Raw genomic sequence first — 18,104 nt, forward strand, 5'->3', positions numbered from 1 at the left:
CCCCGATGGTAGTGTGGGGTCTCCCCATGTGAGAGTAGGACATCGCCAGGCTTCCAATTTAGATTATCGCAGTGAACGTGCGGTGATTTGAGTGGAGCGGTAGTTCAGTTGGTTAGAATACCGGCCTGTCACGCCGGGGGTCGCGGGTTCGAGTCCCGTCCGCTCCGCCACTTATACTAAGCCCAAGCAGAAATGCTTGGGCTTTTTTACGTCTTTAAGATATGTTCGCCCAGCGGGCGAATGAGCCTCGCTTGTTTGCAAGCCTGGACTAGGCACCCCCGCCGTTCCGTCACTTCTTCGAAATGCGCGTCTCGGCAGAAATGTTGAGTTTTTTTGCATTTGATAACCCTGTCCGCCATTTGGTCGGATAGCTCGAGACTCTGCTAGGTTGCAAGGTTAACCTGAGAGCCTTCATTTTTTTCAACTACAAAGTGTTTTGCGAGCAGTTCAAGCAAGCTTTCTTTATAAGGTTCGTGGTTTTTGTTTCCCAATAGATTTGCTATTTCCTGGCCTACAGGAGAAAGCCGGAAGTATGTCAGGGAGACTCTTTTCTTTATCGGACGTAATAAGTAATGTGCACCTTGGTAGCCAAATGCAAGGGGGGATTCGATATCGATCTCACCTGATTCCAGCTCGCTGCGAAGTAACAACCCCAGCTCCATGAGCACGAGCAAATTAGAATAAGGTAACTGGTAGTTGCCGAGCGCTAGTTTATCGGATGAAGGAGAGCGTAAAATTTGAAGCCCGCTATGCCGAACTTTTATGCTGGTTAGAAGCTTTTTACTTTCATCACTACCAAAATGGCAGGTTAACATGCAGGCCCGATGAAAGGTCTGTGCCTCCTTTTGGGTCATGTTTCTTAGGGTATCGAGTGTTTTTAGGGAAGTTGATCCCGGAGTAATGATCTCTTGCTTTAGCACTCGACTCCATAGCTTCTGCATTGACTTCCCACGGATATGCTTGGCGATGGAGATGAAATGATAAAGCCAGTCAGGATCAGGCTCTCCGGCTGTTTCATCGCTGCAATTGTCGTAAGCAAGCTTGAATATCCGCTCCAGGTTTTCTTGTTCGTGCTGTGACTCCTTTAATAGTCGGTATTCGGTTCTTTCTACGATATCTTTTTCTGAATCGTTTGTGATGAGATGGCTGACAGCGTAAAGGCAGGCTAGCTCTTTAGCTCTTGCCTGACTGCTTCGAATATAGTTATTGGTTTCTTCTTTTTTTACTGTTGGTACTGCGGCTGTTGTAGGCGCAGTTTTGGTGTCCTTGTCTGCATTATCCATAGCGGGCTCAAGGTTGATTAGTCTGGCTATAGTTTTACCAGTTGATCGCATTATTTGGCAATATGCGTGACTTTTGTGTTAATGAGTGGTTAAATTTGTTGCGTAGATGAGTTTTGCGAAATAGAGGATGAGGGAGGTGCTGATGAACAAGTCCGGTAAACGACTTACTGATGTGCTGCTGGTTTTAGGCTATATAACAGTACTGGCTTATCTTGCTATGTACCTTTAGTGATGCAAGCAAGATAAGCCTTGGGTATAAAGGAGAGACAGATGTTACATACTACATATCATCGTACTCTTCCAGGGCCGTACCTTCTAACAGGTAGCCAACCTCTGCCATATCATGACTGATATGCTGGGTTTGCAAAGTACCGACAACATATACCACATCCCATAGCTGCTGGATGGGAGCGCCTTTTTCAAATTTCACATAAATGATTTGGTTCGGCGGTGGTGGTGGCACATGAATACAGGCTCCAAAGTAGGGTACTAGCAAGAATTCAGTTACAGCCTTGTCATCCCCTTCCAATGGAATAACAAAGCCCGGGATCTTTACCTTGCTTCCATTTAGCTCGGGACGGACCTTACCGATCATTGACTGTTTTACAGCCGCACTATTATGGTCGAGTACAGGCATACTATTCCTGTTGAATTGCTGCCTTTCTTGCTCGGGGACCAGATCTATCCAATCCAGAGTCAGCACATCACTGGCATAGCTCGTTAATGGTAGCCAGCAACATAATACAATAAGCCATTTCTTCATTTTCTATCCTATTAAACCTTTATTGTCATACCGTCTGCCAGAGAGTGTTGGTAGGCGCGTAGCGCTGGAAGTACCCCAACAATGATTCCCGCTAGCTGAACAACCCCAAGCAATAGCATCTCGTAGGATGTTAGCCCGCTGATCTTGATAAATAACCCGAATTGCTGCTGGATAAACGGCTGCGTGATAAACATTAAGCTATAAAGCAAAGCGGTGCCAAGTGCAATCCCAATTGCTGTTAGTACCGTAGCTTCACTGACCAAGAGGAAGAAGATATGGTTGGGTCTGGCCCCCATGGCTCTTAGTATTGCCATTTCTCGCCGTCTTTCATTTAAGCTGGTCAGTAGGCTGGTCAACATCCCCAACAAGCCAGCGATAACGACAAAGCCGGACACAACGAGAAGTGCCTGCTCGGCGATTGACATCATACCCCACAGTTCGTGCAGAGCGATCCCGGGCATAATGGCACTCAGTGGCTCTTTCGAATATGTGTTTATATAGCGCTGCAGTGCAAAGGTCTGTATTTTTGAATTGAGCCCTAGCATGAAAGCGGTAATTTGTTTCGGCTCGAACTGATAGTTTGCTAATGTTTGTGCATCCGGTGTATGGCCTAATTTGGCTCCGGACTCCCAGCCAATATGAATGGCTTCAATAGCCCCTAAAGAGACATGGACACTGCGATCGACCGGCGTTCCTGTTGGTTCCAGTATGCCGACTACCTTGAAAGGCAAATTATCATGTCGGTTGAAGGATTTATCACTGATACCATGGGCGATGACGATTTCGTCATCGAGCTGATAGTTGAGCTTCTTAGCGACTTCAGCCCCTAAAACGGTCTCGAACAAGCCTGTAAACTCCCGGCCTTCGGCGAAATTAAGGTGTTGCTTTTGACCATATTGGTAATGCGTGAAGTAAGCATGATTGGTACCGATCACTCGGTAACCCTGGTGGGAGTCACCAAGTGAGATTGGTATTGACCACTTCACCGAGCGGTGTTGGCTAATTTCCTGGTAGCTTTGCCAGTCAATGTTGTTGGTTGCGTTACCAATCCGAAAGACGGAATAAAGCAGCAGATTCACCTGGCCCGAACGGGATCCTACAATTAAATCTGTTCCGGAAATAGTATTGGCGAAGCTGGATTTAGCCTGAGTACGTACTCTTTCAACACCAAGCAGTAGGGTGACGGAAATGGCGACGGTCAGCAAGGTAAGAAATGCTGTCGTTTTGCGGTTAGTCAGGCTTTGCCATGCCAGTCGGAATATTGCGCCCATTAGCAGGCCCCTCTTACAGCTTGGTTTAACTCGTTGAGTGCAATGCTACGATCGAATAAGGATTCAAGTGTTTCATCATGGCTGACAAAGAGTAAGGTTGTTTCTGCTTTATCGCATTCTGCCATGAGTAATTGGATGAAGGCCTCACGGTTGTCATGATCGAGCGCAGACGTTGGCTCGTCTGCGATTAATAGCTCCGGTTGGCCTATCAGTGCCCTTGCTGCCGCGACCCGTTGTTGTTGACCGATACTCAGCTCGGTTATTGGCTTCTCAAGATATTCTTGAGGCAAGTGTAATTGGGTTAACAGCCGCTTAGCCTCTATGTCCATAGCGCTTGAAAGCCGGTCTTTTCGCAGCCGGGAGAAGCGGCACGGTAGCAGGACGTTATCGATCACCGAGAGATAGGGAAGCAGATTGAACATCTGGAAAATATAACCAATGTGATTGGCTCTGAATTGATCTCTGTGTGTCGGTTTTTGTTGGCTGAAAGGCTGTTGCAATAGCTGGATTTCGCCTGATGTTGGTTGTGAAATGCCTGCAAGCAGACTTAACAAGCTGGACTTGCCACTCCCGCTCGGTCCTTTCAGAAAGACTTTCTCGCCTTTCTTTATCGTCAGAGATGGAATGTCGAGGAGATCCTCCGTCTGTTTTGGCCAGCGGAATGTTATGTCGGTGAGTTCTATAACGTTCATAGTTGTCCCTGTAATGGGGGGAAGCCCCCCCCATCGTGAATGGATTCTCGCTATAAGCCAATGCTTAGAATTTAAATACTGTACTGGTAGGCGTTAGCTGTGAAGCGCTTTGGTTGGTATCTGTAATCGCCTGGACAGTGATTTTTTCCGTGGCCGGGAAGTGGCTGAACCAGTTAACCTGCAGAGAAGTTAGTTGTTCGATGTTATTGCATCGGAATACATACTGAGCAGAGAACTCACCGTGTCCATTATGGCTATCATGGTCATGTTCGTCATGATCGTGTCCCGCATGGCTGTCATGGTCATGTTCGTCATGATCGTGTCCCGCATGGCTGTCATGGTCATGCTCGTCGTGATCATGTCCTTCGTGGCTGTCATGGTCATGTTCGTCGTGATCATGTTCTGCATGGCTGTCATGGTCATGTTCGTCGTGATCATGTCCTTCGTGGCTGTCATGGTCATGTTCGTCGTGATCATGTTCTGCATGGCTGTCATGGTCATGTTCGTCGTGATCATGTCCCTCATGACTGTCATGGTCATCATCAGCTGTCAATGTTTCAGTGACATGGGCATCGGTTAGCTGGCAGTTTGACGCAGAGGAGAAAGCAAAGAGCTTTCCGGCGTTGTTAAGTTTTGCAATTGCGTCTTCTAGCTGATGTTGTTGTTGCTTGTTGGTCGGAGCATGTTCAAAGCCAACAACATCCGCACCCGGGGCCGTGATCTCCATCAGTAAATCTTTGCCGTCTTGGGCAATATTGAATTCAACGACGCCGTGTACATGGGCGTCGTGTTGGCGAAAAGCCTCTTCTGCTGATGCAGTGGTAGCCATTGTCAGGGTGCTTAACATTAGTGCACACGATGAAAGACGGTAAGGAAAAGGCATGATAACTCCTGTCTAAAAAATAAAGGTAAATAAAAATAGATACATTCGTTTTAGGCTGTTACCGGAGGAGATCTTGCCAAAGGTTGCGTGGGAAGACGGTGGCCTGTTAGAACACTCGTTTGGCGGCTATGCTGGGTTGGCGACTGTGCCGGCAAGGCATCGAGTTCAATCGTCGTGGTTGTATCATGTACCAGATGGCAGATACTGCATTCCTGTACATGATGGTGGCCGTTATCAATTTCAAATTTATGCAATACCTTTAGCGGCCCAATCAAACAGATCAAGCTAATGCAGAGTATTGTACATAGGTGTAAGCACCGAGAGTTGAAGCTGAACACGATAGAAATAGAAAAGCCATCACCAGAACATAATTGTAATAATATAACATTACTTTTTGCCGTTGGTCATGGCTTTGTTGCCAACTATAAGAATTAATTGAATTGGTTACAGGTTAGTCTTAACTAAGCCAAGTGCTTGTTCGATTTCTGAAGGGCTGAGTTTGCCTTCTTTGACAAATAAAACCTTGCTCTCTTTGTTCAAAACTATGATTGCAGAGTTTTCTTCCTGCAGTTCCCAGGTGGCATGCACGTTGCCTTCAGCGTCTAGCACCATAGAAGACCATGAAAATTCTCGCTTGCTGTCTTCTGCTGACGAGGCAACAAAGCTGCCAGTCCCCCAGATTGCATCATCCTGATTAATGATTGTTGTTGTCTGGTACTTCTCTGCTGGCAAACTGGCTGCTGTGATGGCCTGCATGAGTTCTGCATTCATTTCTTTTGCCGCGCTGCGGCCAGCGATTGCCTGAATGACCCGGACCTTACCTGTCAGCTGTGAACTATTCCAGTTTTGGTAGACGATATCATCGCCTTGTAAGGTGATCTCACCTTTGTCAGAAACGGCCGCCGAAGGGAGCATTTCACCAACCTGAATAGTATGAGCCGCTGCAAGGCCTGGTAATAATGCAGCAAGTAAAGCAATCATTGGCTTCTTATTCATTGTATTTATTCCATTTATTGTTAGACGCCCCATTATCTTAGAACAGTCAGAGATAACTGGTAAAACCAGTTAAAAATAGTCGATCTGAATCACTAATTATTCTATTCCTTCTCGGCTTGAGGATGTTTTTTGGGAATGTTTGTCGCTGATCTTATAAGCAATTATGATTTTTCTGTTCTACATTGAATACTTGGCTTGAGCTGACTTTTAGGGATAGGTTGCCAAGCATGGCAAGTAAATTGCTTTCTTTTTTCGACGGAAGGTTGAAACATTATTGATATGGCGGGGTCTACAGCTGTATCGGTGTTGCGAGGGATATATGCTTAGAGTTTTCAAACACTATCGTCCAAATCAGGTTGCCCGCTACGTAAAGAGCTATTTTCGTGGGCGTGTGTTTATTATGGGAGTCGGCGGTTTCGAATTTGATTGCGGCCGTTTGCTGCCACCCAAAAAACAAGATTTAAAAGCGCTAAATGTGTTATCGGAGGTCAATCGCGAAATCGACCTCCTTGCGGCAGAGGCTGTATAGCTGGTCCCTAGCTCTGATTAGATATGACAGGGCACGGGGTTACTGAGGGGGCAGACACACGCCTGTTCCCCCTAGTCCACAGTATCCACCGGGGTTTTTGGCAAGGTATTGCTGATGGTATTCTTCTGCAAAATAATAGTTGCCAGCCGGTTCTATTTCTGTGGTGATTTCGAGCAGGTGTTGCTGTTGTTTTAAGGCTGCCTGGTAGTGCTCTTTACTCTGCAATGCCTGATCAAGCTGTGAGGGCGAAGTGGTATAGATGACGGAACGGTACTGGGTTCCGATATCATTGCCTTGCTGCATTCCCTGTGTCGGATCATGATTTTCCCAAAACTGTGCAAACAGTTGTTTTAGCGGTATTTGGGCAGGGTCAAAAAGAATCCGTACCACTTCGGTATGTCCGGTTTTACCTGTGCAGACTTCTTCATAGCTCGGATTTGGGGTAAAACCTCCGCTATAGCCCACAGAGGTACTGTAGACTCCGTCAAGTTGCCAAAAGAGTCTCTCTGCTCCCCAGAAACAACCCATACCAACAATAAGCTCTTCTAGCCTCTCGGGCTTATGATCATTGATAGGAGTACCATTGACTGCATGTGGTAGGGAAGGAAGGATTGGCGTCGCCCTGCCAATGAGTGCAGCCTCCGGCGAGATCATGACTTGTTTCTTTGCTGACATTGTTATTTCCTTTTACATTGTCTTTACAGAGAAAGTAGAGGAATCTTGACAGACAATCAATATCGTTTGATTTGTCCTTATATAATGTTGGCAGTTATGGCTGCCCTTTGTCAGAATTATTACTGCGCGCGACAAACAAAAATAAAGCTTTTAGTAGTGAAGCCAAATAAGAATGAAAAAAAACGTTAAGCGGTTTAGCCTTGCCGCAATTGCTCTTGTTGCTTCTGCCCCTGTTTGGGCAGAGACCACATTGGCCATTAAGGGGTTGAAAGGAAGCCTGAAAGATAATGTCGAGGCGTATGTCTCGGCCATTCCTGAAGATGACTACAGTATTTCAATTCGCTTTCGGGAACAGCTGGAAGGCGAGATTAAAGATGCCCTTAAAGCGTTGGGGCGTTATCAACCGACATTTTCCTACCAGGTCGAGAAGGACGGAAACGACAGCGAGCTGATTGTTACGGTGAATGCCGGGCCGAAGACAACTATCGCGAAAAGCGATATCCATTTTACCGGTATGGCAGTGAGCGATCCGGACTTTCTGGCGCTTAGAAGAAAAAGTGGACTTGGGTTTGGCAAAACGCTGAACCATGGCAAGTATGAGTCGTTTAAATCCTCCCTGAGTAGTCTGGCGCTGCGTAAAGGCTATTTTGATGCAGAACTGAAGAAAAGTGTGTTGGAGGTGGCCCCGACACGTAATGAAGCTTTTATTACAATCGAGTTTGCTGCCGGGCAACGCTATAACTTTGGCGAGACGGTTTTCACCGGCAGCCAGATTGAAGAAGACCGGCTGCAATCACTGATCCCCTACAAAGAGGGCGACCCATACCTTGCCTCCACCTTGGGAGAGTTTAATCAGCGATTATCCAATGTCGGCTGGTTTTCCTCGATCTTTGTCGGCGGAGATGTTGCCAACCTAAAAGACAATACTGTGCCTGTCAGAGTTGCTCTGGAGCCTCAGGTCAGAAACCAGATTGAGACAGGTATCGGTTACTCGACCGATGTTGGTACACGTCTTAAATTCAACTGGCGTAAACCCTGGATGAACAGCGCCGGCCACAGCCTCAATGTGAAGACCGAGATCTCGAAGGTGCAGCCGAAAATCGAGGCAACCTATAAAATTCCTCTTGATGATGTTCTCAATGATTATTACCAGATCATTGGTGGTATTCGTTATGTCGATAATCATGACACGGTTAGTACGGAATATAACTTTGGCGTGGAACGGCATTGGCGGTTGGAATCGGGCTGGAAGCGTGTGGCCTCGGTTCGTTGGTTGTATGAGGACTATAAGCAGGGGGCCGAAGAAAGTGGTGCTCTTTCCATGATATTGCCGGGGATCAGTTATGACAAAACTCGAAGTCGTGGAGGCGCAATGCCGACGTGGGGTGATAAACAGCTGATTTCGGTTGAATATTCTGATCCGGCTTTTGGTTCTGATACCCGGCTGGCAAGGTTTCGTGGGCGTAGTGCCTGGCTCCGCAGCTCCGGCAAGGATCACCGCGGCCTGTTGCGGGTGGATGGCGGCGCGGTGATTGCGGATCGGATAGAAGATGTGCCGCCATCACTGCGTTTCTTTGTCGGTGGTGACAATAGCCTGCGAGGTTACAGCTATGAGTCGATTGCGCCGAAAGACAGCAAGGGCGAGCTGCGCGGTGGTACCTATATGCTGACCTCGACCCTTGAGTATCAGTATCGGGTCTACGGCAATTGGTGGGGAGCCTTGTTTTATGATTATGGTTCCTCCTGGAACGATACCCCGGATTGGTATCGGGGAGTGGGAGCCGGTGTCCGTTGGGCATCGCCGGTCGGCCCGATTCGTCTTGATTTTGCATGGGGACTGGAAAAGGAAAGCGATAAGTTCCAGCTGCATTTTGTTCTGGGGCCTGAAATATGATCTGGGTAAAACGTATAGCACTAGGGTTGCTGGCACTGTTATTGGTACTGGTGATTGTCATCGCGTCGCTGCTGTATACCCCTGCGGGTGTCAAAGTGGCCGTTTGGGGGGCGCAAAAGGCTCTGCCAGCCCTTTCGGTGGCCAGCAGTTCGGGGAGCTTGCTGAAAGGCTTTGCGCTGGAGCAGGTACGTTACCAAGACTCTCATCTTGATCTGGCGGCCGACAGCCTGGTGTTGACGCTGGAAGATAGCTGCTTGCTGACACCGGCCGTGTGTGTGACCGAGGTGGGTATCTCGGGCGTGCGTTTTGCCATGCCCGAGTTGCCCCCGTCGCAGCCGGATGCTGAAGAGGCCGAGCCTGATGCCCAGCCTGTGACTGACATTGTGATGCCGTTGCCTATACGTATCGACAGGATTGCACTGGATGACATTAAGCTGGATATTTTAGGCAACAAGATTGCCTGGCAGCACTTTTCAACGGCGGCGAACATTGAGGGAAGCCAGTTAATACTCAAGCCGACCGACTGGCAGGATATCGAGCTTACACTGGCTCCAGCTTCTGAGGAAGACAGTGCGGTTACGCAAGCTGAAGCCGAACCTGCTGATGGGCCTATCATCCTGCCGGAGATCATACTGCCTTTATCTGTCGATATTCAGCGCTTTACTGTTAAGGATTTCAAGCTCAACGGTGAGGCTCCCCAACAGGTGAATGTGCTGGATATTGCTGCAACGGCAACAGGCAGTGATGTGTCACTGAGCAAGTTGATATTGGATATCCCGCAGGCCAAGCTAGATGCCACTGCTGAAGTTTCTCTGGCCGGTGATTATCCGCTTCAGCTAGAAGCTGGGCTTGATATCGCAATGGCTCCTCTTGAGGGGCATAACCTCAAGCTCAAGGCTGGCGGTTCATTGGCCGAGCTAGCGCTTGATGCCAGCCTGAAAGGTACGCTTGATGCGTTGCTGAGTGGCAAGCTGTCTCCGCTGGATCCGACGTTACCTTTCGATCTTAACCTGTCCAGTAGGCATATTCAGTGGCCGATTGATAAAGAGGCTGAATTTGAAGTCACAGATACGGCATTAACTGCTGCCGGAAGTTTGGACGGGTTCAAGTTCAAGCTAAAAACTGATGTTGACGGAGCGCCGATGCCTGCTGTTGCCGCAAACTTATCGGGGCAGGGCGATTTGACTCAGGTTAGCCTGGATAAACTGGCTATCGAAACCCTCGGCGGCGCTATTACCGGCAAGGCCAAAGCCAATTGGAAGGAGTTGGTTAACTGGCAGGGGCAGCTAGATTTTAGCCATATACAACCCGGGCTCGAATGGCCGGATGCCAAAGGGGATCTCAGCGGTAAGCTGCGAACGTCTGGGGGGCTGACCAAACAAGGCGGCTGGTTTGTCAAACTGCCAGAGCTATCTGTAGACGGAGTGATGCTCGAACAGCCGTTTACGCTTGATGGTCAGCTTGATGCCAAAGATAACGCCGGTAAGGGAGATATTGAGCTGGTCACCGAGCGTCTGAGGCTGAAACATGGTCCTAATGGACTGACGGCAAAAGGCTCCTTGAGCAAAGAGTGGGCGATGTCTGCGCAGGTTGATGCCCCGGACTTGGCTCAATCGTTACCGGATTTGCGTGGACGCATTCAGGGAGACCTCGATCTGTCGGGAAAACTTGCCGAACCGGACATTGATCTTCAGTTGGACGGAGAGGCTTTAGGTTGGCAGGAGCAGGCCAGCCTTCAGCGGTTTGCGCTTAAGGGACGGGTAACACCTATGCCAGCGTTAAAGGCAGATGTGAGGCTGACGGCTTCTGAAGGCAAATACGATACGTTCAAGCTTAATGAGTTAGCCTTGGTCTTCAAGGGGACCGAAGCTCAGCATCGCCTGACACTGAACGCCGACGCCCAACCTGTGAGCGCGAATATCAGTCTAGAGGGCAAGCTGGATCGCAAGACTGGCTGGCAAGGAGTATTGCAGCAAGGTGAAATTGATACGGAAATTGGTCCATGGCAGCTAAACCGTCCAACGAAGCTCGGTTATAACCTCAAGACACAGTTGGCGAATATCGCCGCGCACTGTTGGCAACAGGACCAAGCCTCGCTGTGCCTGACCGAAGCTCTCGAGGCGGGGAGTTCGGGTCATGCCAAGGTGGCCGTGAATAATTTCGGTTTTGATCGTATTGCCCCGTTCATTCCTGAAACCATTACGCTAAAGGGGGAGGTAGGTGCCAATGTGGAGGCGACCTGGGCACCAAAGGCGTCTCCGTATGTGAAAGCGCAGGTTCGTCTGCCGTCGGGTTCTGTGGTCCAACAGGCCGATCCTGAAGCACCGGCTCTGACGGTTGGCTGGGACAAGGTGACGGTTAACGCCGAGATGAAGCAGGATATCTTAAATGCCGACTGGCTGGTGGCGGTGAAAGACAATGGCGATATCTCAGGGCGAGCGAAAGTGAGCCAGCTAACAGGCGAACAGCAACTTGAGGCGAGGCTGAAGATTGATCGCTTCATGCTCGGTTTTCTGGCCCCGCTGATCAAGGGCTATGAACAGTTTGACGGCCAGGTCGATGCCAACCTGACCGTTGCTGGTCCAATCATGCATCCGGCAGTCACCGGGTTGTTGGAACTGACTAATGTGGAAGCGATCGGCCGTAAGGTGCCGTTAGATGTGTCGAATGGGGATATCACCGCGACCTTTAATGGCTACAATGCGACCTTGCATGGCGATATCATCACGCCGGATGGCGAACTGCTCTTGAGAGGCAGCGGTGATTGGCAGGATCTGGCCAAATGGAAGTCGGAGCTCCAAGTCAATGCTCGCGACTTGGAAGTCAGTGTCCCCCCAATGCTTGACTTGAAGGTGTCACCGGATCTGATGATCAAAGCTTCGCCGCAATACGCGGAGATCACCGGCAATATTGCTATTCCATGGGGGCGCATCACCATAGATCAATTGCCGGAATCGGCAGTGTCAGTATCTGGTGATGAAGTGCTGCTCACCGATGATCTACAGCCTGTCGAGGCTGAGCCGGCAATCCCGTTTGAAATCAAAACTAATATCTCGGTCAATATCGGTAAAGACGTCAGATTGTCGGCATTTGGCCTAAAATCCAGGCTGACAGGTGATCTGAACGTACGCCAGAAAGATAAGGGGCCGCTTGTGTATGGTGAGGTAAACCTGAGAGATGGTACCTACCGTTCATTTGCTCAGGAGTTGGTGATCCGCAAAGGCCAGATTCTATTCAACGGCCCGGCGGACCAGCCTTATCTGTCGATAGAGGCAATTCGTGATCCGGACAATGTCGAAGATGATGTGATTGCCGGGATCCGGGTCAGTGGTCCCGCCGATGAACCGACAGTGGAGATCTTTTCTGATCCGGCTATGCCTCAGCAAAATGCGCTGTCTTACCTGCTGCGGGGTAAAAACCTCGATACCGAGTCTGGCGAAGGTGGCAGTGGCGATGCGATGACGACCGCACTGATCAGTATGGGGCTGGCCAAGAGTGGTCAGCTTGTCGGTAATGTCGGCGAAGCATTTGGAGTTCAGGATCTGACCTTGGATACCGCTGGCTCGGGGGACGACTCTCAGGTGACGATCAGTGGTTATATTGCTCCCGGCCTGCAGGTAAAATATGGCGTCGGGATATTTACCTCAATCCCTGAATTTACAGTTCGGTATCGGCTAATGACAGATTTGTACGTTGAAGCTGTATCCGGCCTCGATAGTGCCGTCGATTTACTGTATCAGTTTGAGTTCAATTAAGGATCGATCATTGTGGCAAGAGTGTTTGTGTATGGGACATTGAGGGCAGGCCAGTCGAATCATGGCCTGCTAGAACAGGCATCCAGATTGGGGGGCTGTCAGCTGATGTCGGGTTATGTGCTTTTTAATCTCGGTAGTTACCCGGGGGCAAAAAAGAGCAATTCGAATGATGCTCCGCTGTATGGTGAGGTTTATGAAGTAGACAGTCATACCATGGACTTGCTCGACCAACTGGAGGAGTATCCTGAGTTATATACCCGTGAGCTGGTGGAGACGAAATACGGGGCTGCCTGGATTTACCTGTACAACCCTTCTGCCGCCAGCTTGCCTCAGATTAGTCATGGTGACTGGTGCCAAAGGTAAAAGTGTCTATTCGGCTTATTAGCTGCTTATGTTGGAGCGTTTGCTATGGACTTGGCATTGCCTCGTGTAATGCCTCGTAGCTTTCACCGTTGTAGATATACTGGTAACCCAATTGTTTGAGTCTCTCTTCTGCGATTGCGGAACGCCGTCCGGAGCGGCAATAGAGAAAAATGGGCTGGGTTTTATCTTTGGCTATCGTTGCCAGCCTGTCGATTTCATTAAAGGGGATGTTGATAGACTTGGGTAGGTGCCCGGCGATAAATTCTTCATTGGTTCGCACATCAACAATCAGCGGATTTCCTTCCTGGTGTAGTTGCCAGAATTGTTCGGGTGTTACCACTTCGGCCTGAACTGGGGAGGCAAGAAGAAGGGTGAAGAGAATGAGTTGACGTATTTTGCTTAGCATTTACAGGACTAACCTCTGAATAATCATATCGGTGTTGTAAACGCTCCTTGTCAGCCTGTGATAGAAGGAGCGTTAATTTTTAACTGCTAGTCAGTTACTTTTCCTGTGCTCGCTTGAAGGATTCTACAATTTCTTCCTTCGCAGCCGCAGCATCAGCCCAGCCATCTATTTTTACCCATTTACCGGCTTCCAGCTCTTTGTATCGCTCGAAGAAGTGGGTTATTTGCGCCTTCAGAAGATCCGGTAAGTCATTGACGTCCTGAATATGGTCATACTCCTTGCTGAGCTTGCTATGCGGGACGGCAACCACTTTAGCATCTTCGCCTGACTCATCTGTCATTTTTAGCACACCAACCGGACGGCAGCGGATCACTGAACCCGGAACTAGCGGATAAGGGGTTGGTACCAATACATCGACAGGATCGCCATCAAGGGACAAAGTATGGTTTACATAGCCATAGTTACAAGGATAGAACATCGGCGTTGACATGAAACGGTCGACAAACACTGCGCCGGTATCTTTGTCTACCTCGTATTTAATGGGGTCGGCATTGGCTGGGATTTCGATAACAACGTAGATATCTTCAGGGATGTCCTTTCCTGCTGGCACCTGATTAAGGCTCATGATGTATTCCTTTTATTGAGTTAACTAATTGTTGACGATGTAAGAAATTATAATACCAACTTCGTTAACGAGTTGTCTATTTGGTAACCGTTTTGCCCTATTATGGCGAGCAGAAAGAAGTGATGAGCAGTGAGAGAGTTGAGACAGAAAAAGAAACAGGCTGCCGGGGCAGCCTGTTATATCGGGAATCGCTTTTATTCTGGGAACTCTTCCAGGAAGGTTTCTACATTGCGGACCATCTTGGTCGAGCCGACAAAGAATGGCACCCGCTGGTGCAGCTCAGTCGGTTTGAGATCCATGATCCGGTTTTTCCCGTCAGATGCCAGGCCACCGGCCTGCTCAATCAAAAATGCCATCGGGTTGCATTCATACAGCAGGCGCAGTTTGCCGTTCGGGTGAGTCGCAGTACTCGGGTACATATAAATACCGCCCTTTAGCAGGTTGCGGTGGAAGTCAGCAACCAGAGAGCCGATATAACGGGATGTATAAGGACGGTTATCTTCTGGCACGTCTTCCTGGCAGTGCTTGATGTACTTTTTCACGCCCATCGGGAAGCGGATGTAGTTTCCTTCGTTAATGGAATAAATACGGCCGTCTTCCGGGATACGCATACTTTCGTGTGACAGGCAGAACACACCCAGTGATGGATCGTAGGTAAAACCATGAACACCGTTACCTGTGGTATAAACCAACATGGTCGAAGAGCCGTAGATGATGTATCCGGCAGCAACCTGGCGATGTCCTGGCTGGAGGAAATCCTCTTCAGTCGGAGGGGTGCCGACTGGGGAAACACGCTGGTAAATGGAGAAAATAGTCCCGACGGAAACGTTTACGTCAATGTTCGAAGAACCATCCAGTGGATCCATCAACACAACGTATTTCGCGTTTAGGTTTAATTCTTTGTTGAAGGCAACGGCTTCGTCTTCTTCCTCACTGGCGACGCCACATACCTGATCTCGGGCTTCAAGCGCGGCCTTGAATTTTTCATTCGCGTAGAGGTCGAGCTTTTGCTGATCTTCACCTTGAATATTTTCGCCACCGGCCGATCCTGTGATATCAACCAATCCTGCCTTGTTGATTTCACGGTTCACGATTTTAGCCGCTAGCTTTATAGAGCCCAGTAGTGAGGAGAGCTCACCGCTGGCATGGGGGAAGTCGGTCTGTTTCTCGACAATGAACTCACCAAGGGTTCTAATATCGGACATATACAATCCTTGCATCATGTTGTCATTGGGGCAGTTAAGTCAGGTACAATGTCTCTTATGGACAGTTTTGGTACCTCTATATAGGATTTATAGCCTGTTAGTGCTGTAAATACGCATAAAGAATTGTATATAAAGATCTTTTTTATGGTACTGAAGTAACACCTAAGCGTGAAATCAACAGAATTTATCCAGTGAGCCGACAGTTATGCATATCCATATTCTAGGAATTTGCGGCACATTTATGGGCGGGGCCGCGATTCTCGCCCGTCAGTTGGGCCATACAGTTACCGGTTGTGATGCCAATGTTTATCCGCCGATGAGTACCTTGCTTGAGTCTCAAGGTATTGAAATTATTCAGGGTTATGACCCATCACAACTCAAACCGGCTCCTGACCTGGTCGTCGTCGGCAATGCCATGAGTCGGGGCAATCCTTGTGTGGAATATGTACTGAACAATAATCTGCGCTATACCTCGGGGCCGCAGTGGCTGCAGGAAATTTTGCTGCATGACCGTTGGGTGCTGGCAGTGGCCGGTACCCATGGCAAGACGACGACAGCCAGTATGCTGGCGTGGATCCTGGAAGATTGTGGCTATCAGCCGGGTTTTCTGGTTGGTGGCGTGCTCGGAAACTTCGGTGTTTCCGCGCGGTTAGGTGAAAGTATGTTCTTCGTTGTCGAGGCGGACGAATACGATAGTGCTTTTTTCGATAAGCGTTCTAAGTTTGTTCATTATCGACCACGCACGCTCGTTATGAACAATTTAGAGTTCGATCACGCAGATATTTTTGATGACTTGAAAGCCATCCAACGCCAGTTTCATCATTTAGTGAGAACTGTGCCGGGTAATGGCCGGATCCTTGCTCCTAAAAATGTCGACAATATCCAGCAGACGCTGGATATGGGATGCTGGAGCGAGCTGGAATATACCGGCGAAGACGGTCACTGGCAGGCACGCAAGCTCGTTGCCGACGGCAGCCAGTTTGAGGTGTACCTGGAAGGTGAACGTGCTGGTGTCGTGAGTTGGGAGCTGGTGGGCGATCATAATGTCAGCAATGCCCTGATGGCGATTGCGGCGGCCCGCCATGTGGGTGTGACAGCGGATTTGGCCTGTGAGTCATTGGCTAAATTTATCAATACCAAGCGTCGTCTGGAGCTGAAAGGCGAGGTGAACGGCATCAAGGTGTACGATGACTTTGCCCACCACCCGACAGCGGTTGAGCTGACGCTGGGTGGCTTGCGAGCTAAAGTGGGAAACGAGCGTATCCTGGCGGTTCTGGAGCCGCGATCCAATACCATGAAGCTGGGTGTTCACAAACAGGATTTGGCACCGGCACTCCAAGCGGCGGATGAAGTGTATATTTTCCAGCCGGATACTATTCCCTGGTCGGTAGAAGAAATTGCCTCGGCCTGTTCTCAGCCGGCGGCTTCAGATAGCGATTTGGCTGCGCTGGTGGAGAAAATCACTGAGTCGGCAAAGCCTGGCGATAATATTCTGGTGATGAGCAACGGTGGTTTTGGCGGTATTCATGACAAGCTGCTGGCCGCATTGGCAGAGAAGAACGAATGAGTAGCAAGATACAAGATAAGCGAATTACCCTAGCCTGGACCGGTGCCTCTGGCGCCCCCTACGGCCTGCGCTTGCTGGAATGCTTACTGGCTGCGGACTATCAGGTATATCTCCTGATTTCATCGGCGGCCCGTGTTGTATTGGCAACCGAGCATGGACTGAAGCTGCCGTCTGGTCCGGATGCGGCGAAAAAGGTGCTGGTTGAGCATCTTGAATGTGATGCCGGCAAGCTGGAAGTGTGTGGCAAAGAAGACTGGTTCTCGCCGGTGGCATCGGGTTCTGCAGCTCCGAAGCAGATGGTTGTTTGTCCTTGTTCGGCAGGCACGTTAGCGTCTGTTGCACACGGCATGTCTGATAATCTGCTCGAGCGCGCCGCTGATGTGGTGCTGAAAGAGCGCGGGCAATTATTGCTGGTGGTACGGGAAACACCGTTCTCGACACTGCATCTGGAGAACATGCTGAAGCTGTCAAAGATGGGAGTGACCATCATGCCGGCAGCCCCCGGCTTTTACCATCAGCCTGAAAGTATCGATGATCTGGTCGATTTTATGGTGGCAAGGATCCTCGATCACCTTGGTGTCGAGCAGGGGTTGGTTCCGCGCTGGGGTTACGATCAGCGACAGTGAGCGCCGAAATACGTTGATATTAATAAAAAGCCCGCTTGAGCGGGCTTTTTTGAGCGTACTTGATCACACCAATGACTCAGGCAGGGTTAGACGTCTTGCAGGTGCGCCTGGGGTTTGATCACCACGACATTGATTGGTGAGTTCTCGACCACTTTGGAAGCGACAGAACCCAGCATGACCTTATCGAGGCGAGAGCGTTTATGGCTCGGCAAAATGATCAGGTCGGCACCCACTCGCCCCGCATGCTCAAGAATTGTGGTCCAGGTTTTCCCTTCGGAAACATACTGGTGGTGAACAATTTCATCTGGGATGTGTTCGCTGGCAAAATCTTTCAGTTGGTGCTGGGCATCTTGCATCATTTTACGGGCGGCATCTTTCGGGAAATAGCTCGATACCATCGACATGTGAATGCCGGGAAGTACATTGAGCAAATGAATCGTCGCATTGGACTGTTTGGCCAGCCAGACGGCCTGCTCGACGGCTTTGTCGGCAAAACCGTGGTCGTTTAAATCAACGGGCACTAAAATCTGCTTATACATATTATTCTCTTTATTTTCATATAGGGAGAGTG

Annotated in this window: 18 protein-coding genes and 1 tRNA gene; 7 read left to right on the top strand and 12 right to left on the bottom strand. The window is 49.3% G+C overall.

The features are described from left to right. The first annotated feature begins 93 nt into the window (after nucleotides 1-93). A tRNA-Asp gene (locus L4D19_RS20035) sits at nucleotides 94-170 on the top strand. 213 nt (nucleotides 171-383) lie between these two features. Here the strand turns inward: L4D19_RS20035 and L4D19_RS20040 are convergent. From L4D19_RS20040 to L4D19_RS20070, 7 genes are all read right to left on the bottom strand, one after another. Further along, nucleotides 384-1,283, bottom strand: a complete 900-nt coding sequence (locus L4D19_RS20040) for a TIGR03899 family protein (protein ID WP_428453977.1) — start codon at nucleotides 1,281-1,283, stop codon at nucleotides 384-386. A 280-nt stretch (nucleotides 1,284-1,563) separates the two neighbouring features. Beyond that, nucleotides 1,564-2,046, bottom strand: coding sequence for a DUF3299 domain-containing protein (locus L4D19_RS20045; RefSeq protein ID WP_428453978.1), 483 nt, complete (start codon nucleotides 2,044-2,046; stop codon nucleotides 1,564-1,566). An 11-nt stretch (nucleotides 2,047-2,057) separates the two neighbouring features. After that, entirely contained in the window at nucleotides 2,058-3,317 is a 1,260-nt protein-coding gene (locus L4D19_RS20050) for an ABC transporter permease (protein WP_428453979.1), read from the bottom strand. Then, entirely contained in the window at nucleotides 3,317-4,009 is a 693-nt protein-coding gene (locus L4D19_RS20055; RefSeq protein WP_075763602.1) for an ATP-binding cassette domain-containing protein, read from the bottom strand. Before L4D19_RS20055 ends, L4D19_RS20050 begins: the two co-directional genes overlap by 1 nt. 64 nt (nucleotides 4,010-4,073) lie before the next feature. After that, nucleotides 4,074-4,892 (bottom strand): zinc uptake protein ZrgA, encoded by an 819-nt coding sequence (gene zrgA, locus L4D19_RS20060; protein WP_428453980.1) that lies wholly within the window; start codon nucleotides 4,890-4,892, stop codon nucleotides 4,074-4,076. A gap of 50 nt (nucleotides 4,893-4,942) precedes the next feature. Further along, entirely contained in the window at nucleotides 4,943-5,146 is a 204-nt protein-coding gene (locus tag L4D19_RS20065) for a hypothetical protein (protein WP_428453981.1), read from the bottom strand. A gap of 190 nt (nucleotides 5,147-5,336) precedes the next feature. After that, nucleotides 5,337-5,888 carry a YtfJ family protein gene (locus L4D19_RS20070; protein WP_428453982.1) on the bottom strand — a complete coding sequence of 184 codons (552 nt, stop codon included), beginning with the start codon at nucleotides 5,886-5,888 and terminating at the stop codon, nucleotides 5,337-5,339. 319 nt (nucleotides 5,889-6,207) lie between these two features. Here L4D19_RS20070 and L4D19_RS20075 point away from each other — a divergent pair, with 319 nt between their 5' ends. Then, nucleotides 6,208-6,417 (top strand): DUF1107 domain-containing protein, encoded by a 210-nt coding sequence (locus L4D19_RS20075; RefSeq protein WP_075763599.1) that lies wholly within the window; start codon nucleotides 6,208-6,210, stop codon nucleotides 6,415-6,417. A 39-nt stretch (nucleotides 6,418-6,456) separates the two neighbouring features. On the opposite strand, the gene msrA is transcribed toward L4D19_RS20075, so the two are convergent. Continuing rightward, nucleotides 6,457-7,092: a peptide-methionine (S)-S-oxide reductase MsrA gene (gene msrA, locus L4D19_RS20080; protein ID WP_428453983.1), complete on the bottom strand. Its 636-nt coding sequence runs from the start codon at nucleotides 7,090-7,092 to the stop codon at nucleotides 6,457-6,459. 172 nt (nucleotides 7,093-7,264) lie between these two features. Between msrA and tamA the strand changes: the two genes are divergently transcribed. The 3 genes from tamA to L4D19_RS20095 are packed head-to-tail and all read left to right on the top strand — an operon-like array spanning nucleotide 7,265 to nucleotide 13,104. Beyond that, on the top strand, nucleotides 7,265-8,986 hold the full coding sequence (tamA, locus tag L4D19_RS20085) for an autotransporter assembly complex protein TamA (protein ID WP_428453984.1): 1,722 nt from the start codon (nucleotides 7,265-7,267) through the stop codon (nucleotides 8,984-8,986). Continuing rightward, the gene (gene tamB, locus L4D19_RS20090) at nucleotides 8,983-12,741 is read left to right on the top strand and encodes an autotransporter assembly complex protein TamB (RefSeq protein WP_428453985.1); all 3,759 of its coding nucleotides are present in this window, start codon (nucleotides 8,983-8,985) and stop codon (nucleotides 12,739-12,741) included. The genes tamA and tamB overlap by 4 nt, the downstream gene beginning before the upstream one ends. A 12-nt stretch (nucleotides 12,742-12,753) precedes the next feature. Continuing rightward, nucleotides 12,754-13,104, top strand: coding sequence for a gamma-glutamylcyclotransferase family protein (locus tag L4D19_RS20095; protein WP_428453986.1), 351 nt, complete (start codon nucleotides 12,754-12,756; stop codon nucleotides 13,102-13,104). Nucleotides 13,105-13,147: 43 nt separating this feature from the next. Here the strand turns inward: L4D19_RS20095 and L4D19_RS20100 are convergent, their stop codons facing one another. The 3 genes from L4D19_RS20100 to fbp form a co-directional block, all read right to left on the bottom strand. Beyond that, entirely contained in the window at nucleotides 13,148-13,510 is a 363-nt protein-coding gene (locus tag L4D19_RS20100) for a rhodanese-like domain-containing protein (protein WP_428453987.1), read from the bottom strand. A gap of 94 nt (nucleotides 13,511-13,604) precedes the next feature. Continuing rightward, nucleotides 13,605-14,135, bottom strand: coding sequence for an inorganic diphosphatase (gene ppa, locus L4D19_RS20105; protein WP_428453988.1), 531 nt, complete (start codon nucleotides 14,133-14,135; stop codon nucleotides 13,605-13,607). 194 nt (nucleotides 14,136-14,329) lie between these two features. Beyond that, nucleotides 14,330-15,340 carry a class 1 fructose-bisphosphatase gene (gene fbp / locus L4D19_RS20110; RefSeq protein WP_075763592.1) on the bottom strand — a complete coding sequence of 337 codons (1,011 nt, stop codon included), beginning with the start codon at nucleotides 15,338-15,340 and terminating at the stop codon, nucleotides 14,330-14,332. A gap of 205 nt (nucleotides 15,341-15,545) precedes the next feature. Between fbp and mpl the strand changes: the two genes are divergently transcribed. Both mpl and L4D19_RS20120 read left to right on the top strand, forming a co-directional pair. Then, nucleotides 15,546-16,907, top strand: a complete 1,362-nt coding sequence (gene mpl / locus L4D19_RS20115; RefSeq protein ID WP_428453989.1) for a UDP-N-acetylmuramate:L-alanyl-gamma-D-glutamyl-meso-diaminopimelate ligase — start codon at nucleotides 15,546-15,548, stop codon at nucleotides 16,905-16,907. Continuing rightward, nucleotides 16,904-17,533, top strand: coding sequence for a flavin prenyltransferase UbiX (locus tag L4D19_RS20120; RefSeq protein ID WP_428453990.1), 630 nt, complete (start codon nucleotides 16,904-16,906; stop codon nucleotides 17,531-17,533). The genes mpl and L4D19_RS20120 overlap by 4 nt, the downstream gene beginning before the upstream one ends. 86 nt (nucleotides 17,534-17,619) lie before the next feature. On the opposite strand, the gene L4D19_RS20125 is transcribed toward L4D19_RS20120, so the two are convergent. Next, nucleotides 17,620-18,072, bottom strand: a complete 453-nt coding sequence (locus tag L4D19_RS20125; protein WP_428453991.1) for a universal stress protein — start codon at nucleotides 18,070-18,072, stop codon at nucleotides 17,620-17,622. Nucleotides 18,073-18,104 lie beyond the last annotated feature (32 nt).

This window comes from Photobacterium kasasachensis (assembly GCF_050336885.1).
Lineage (GTDB): Bacteria > Pseudomonadota > Gammaproteobacteria > Enterobacterales > Vibrionaceae > Photobacterium > Photobacterium kasasachensis.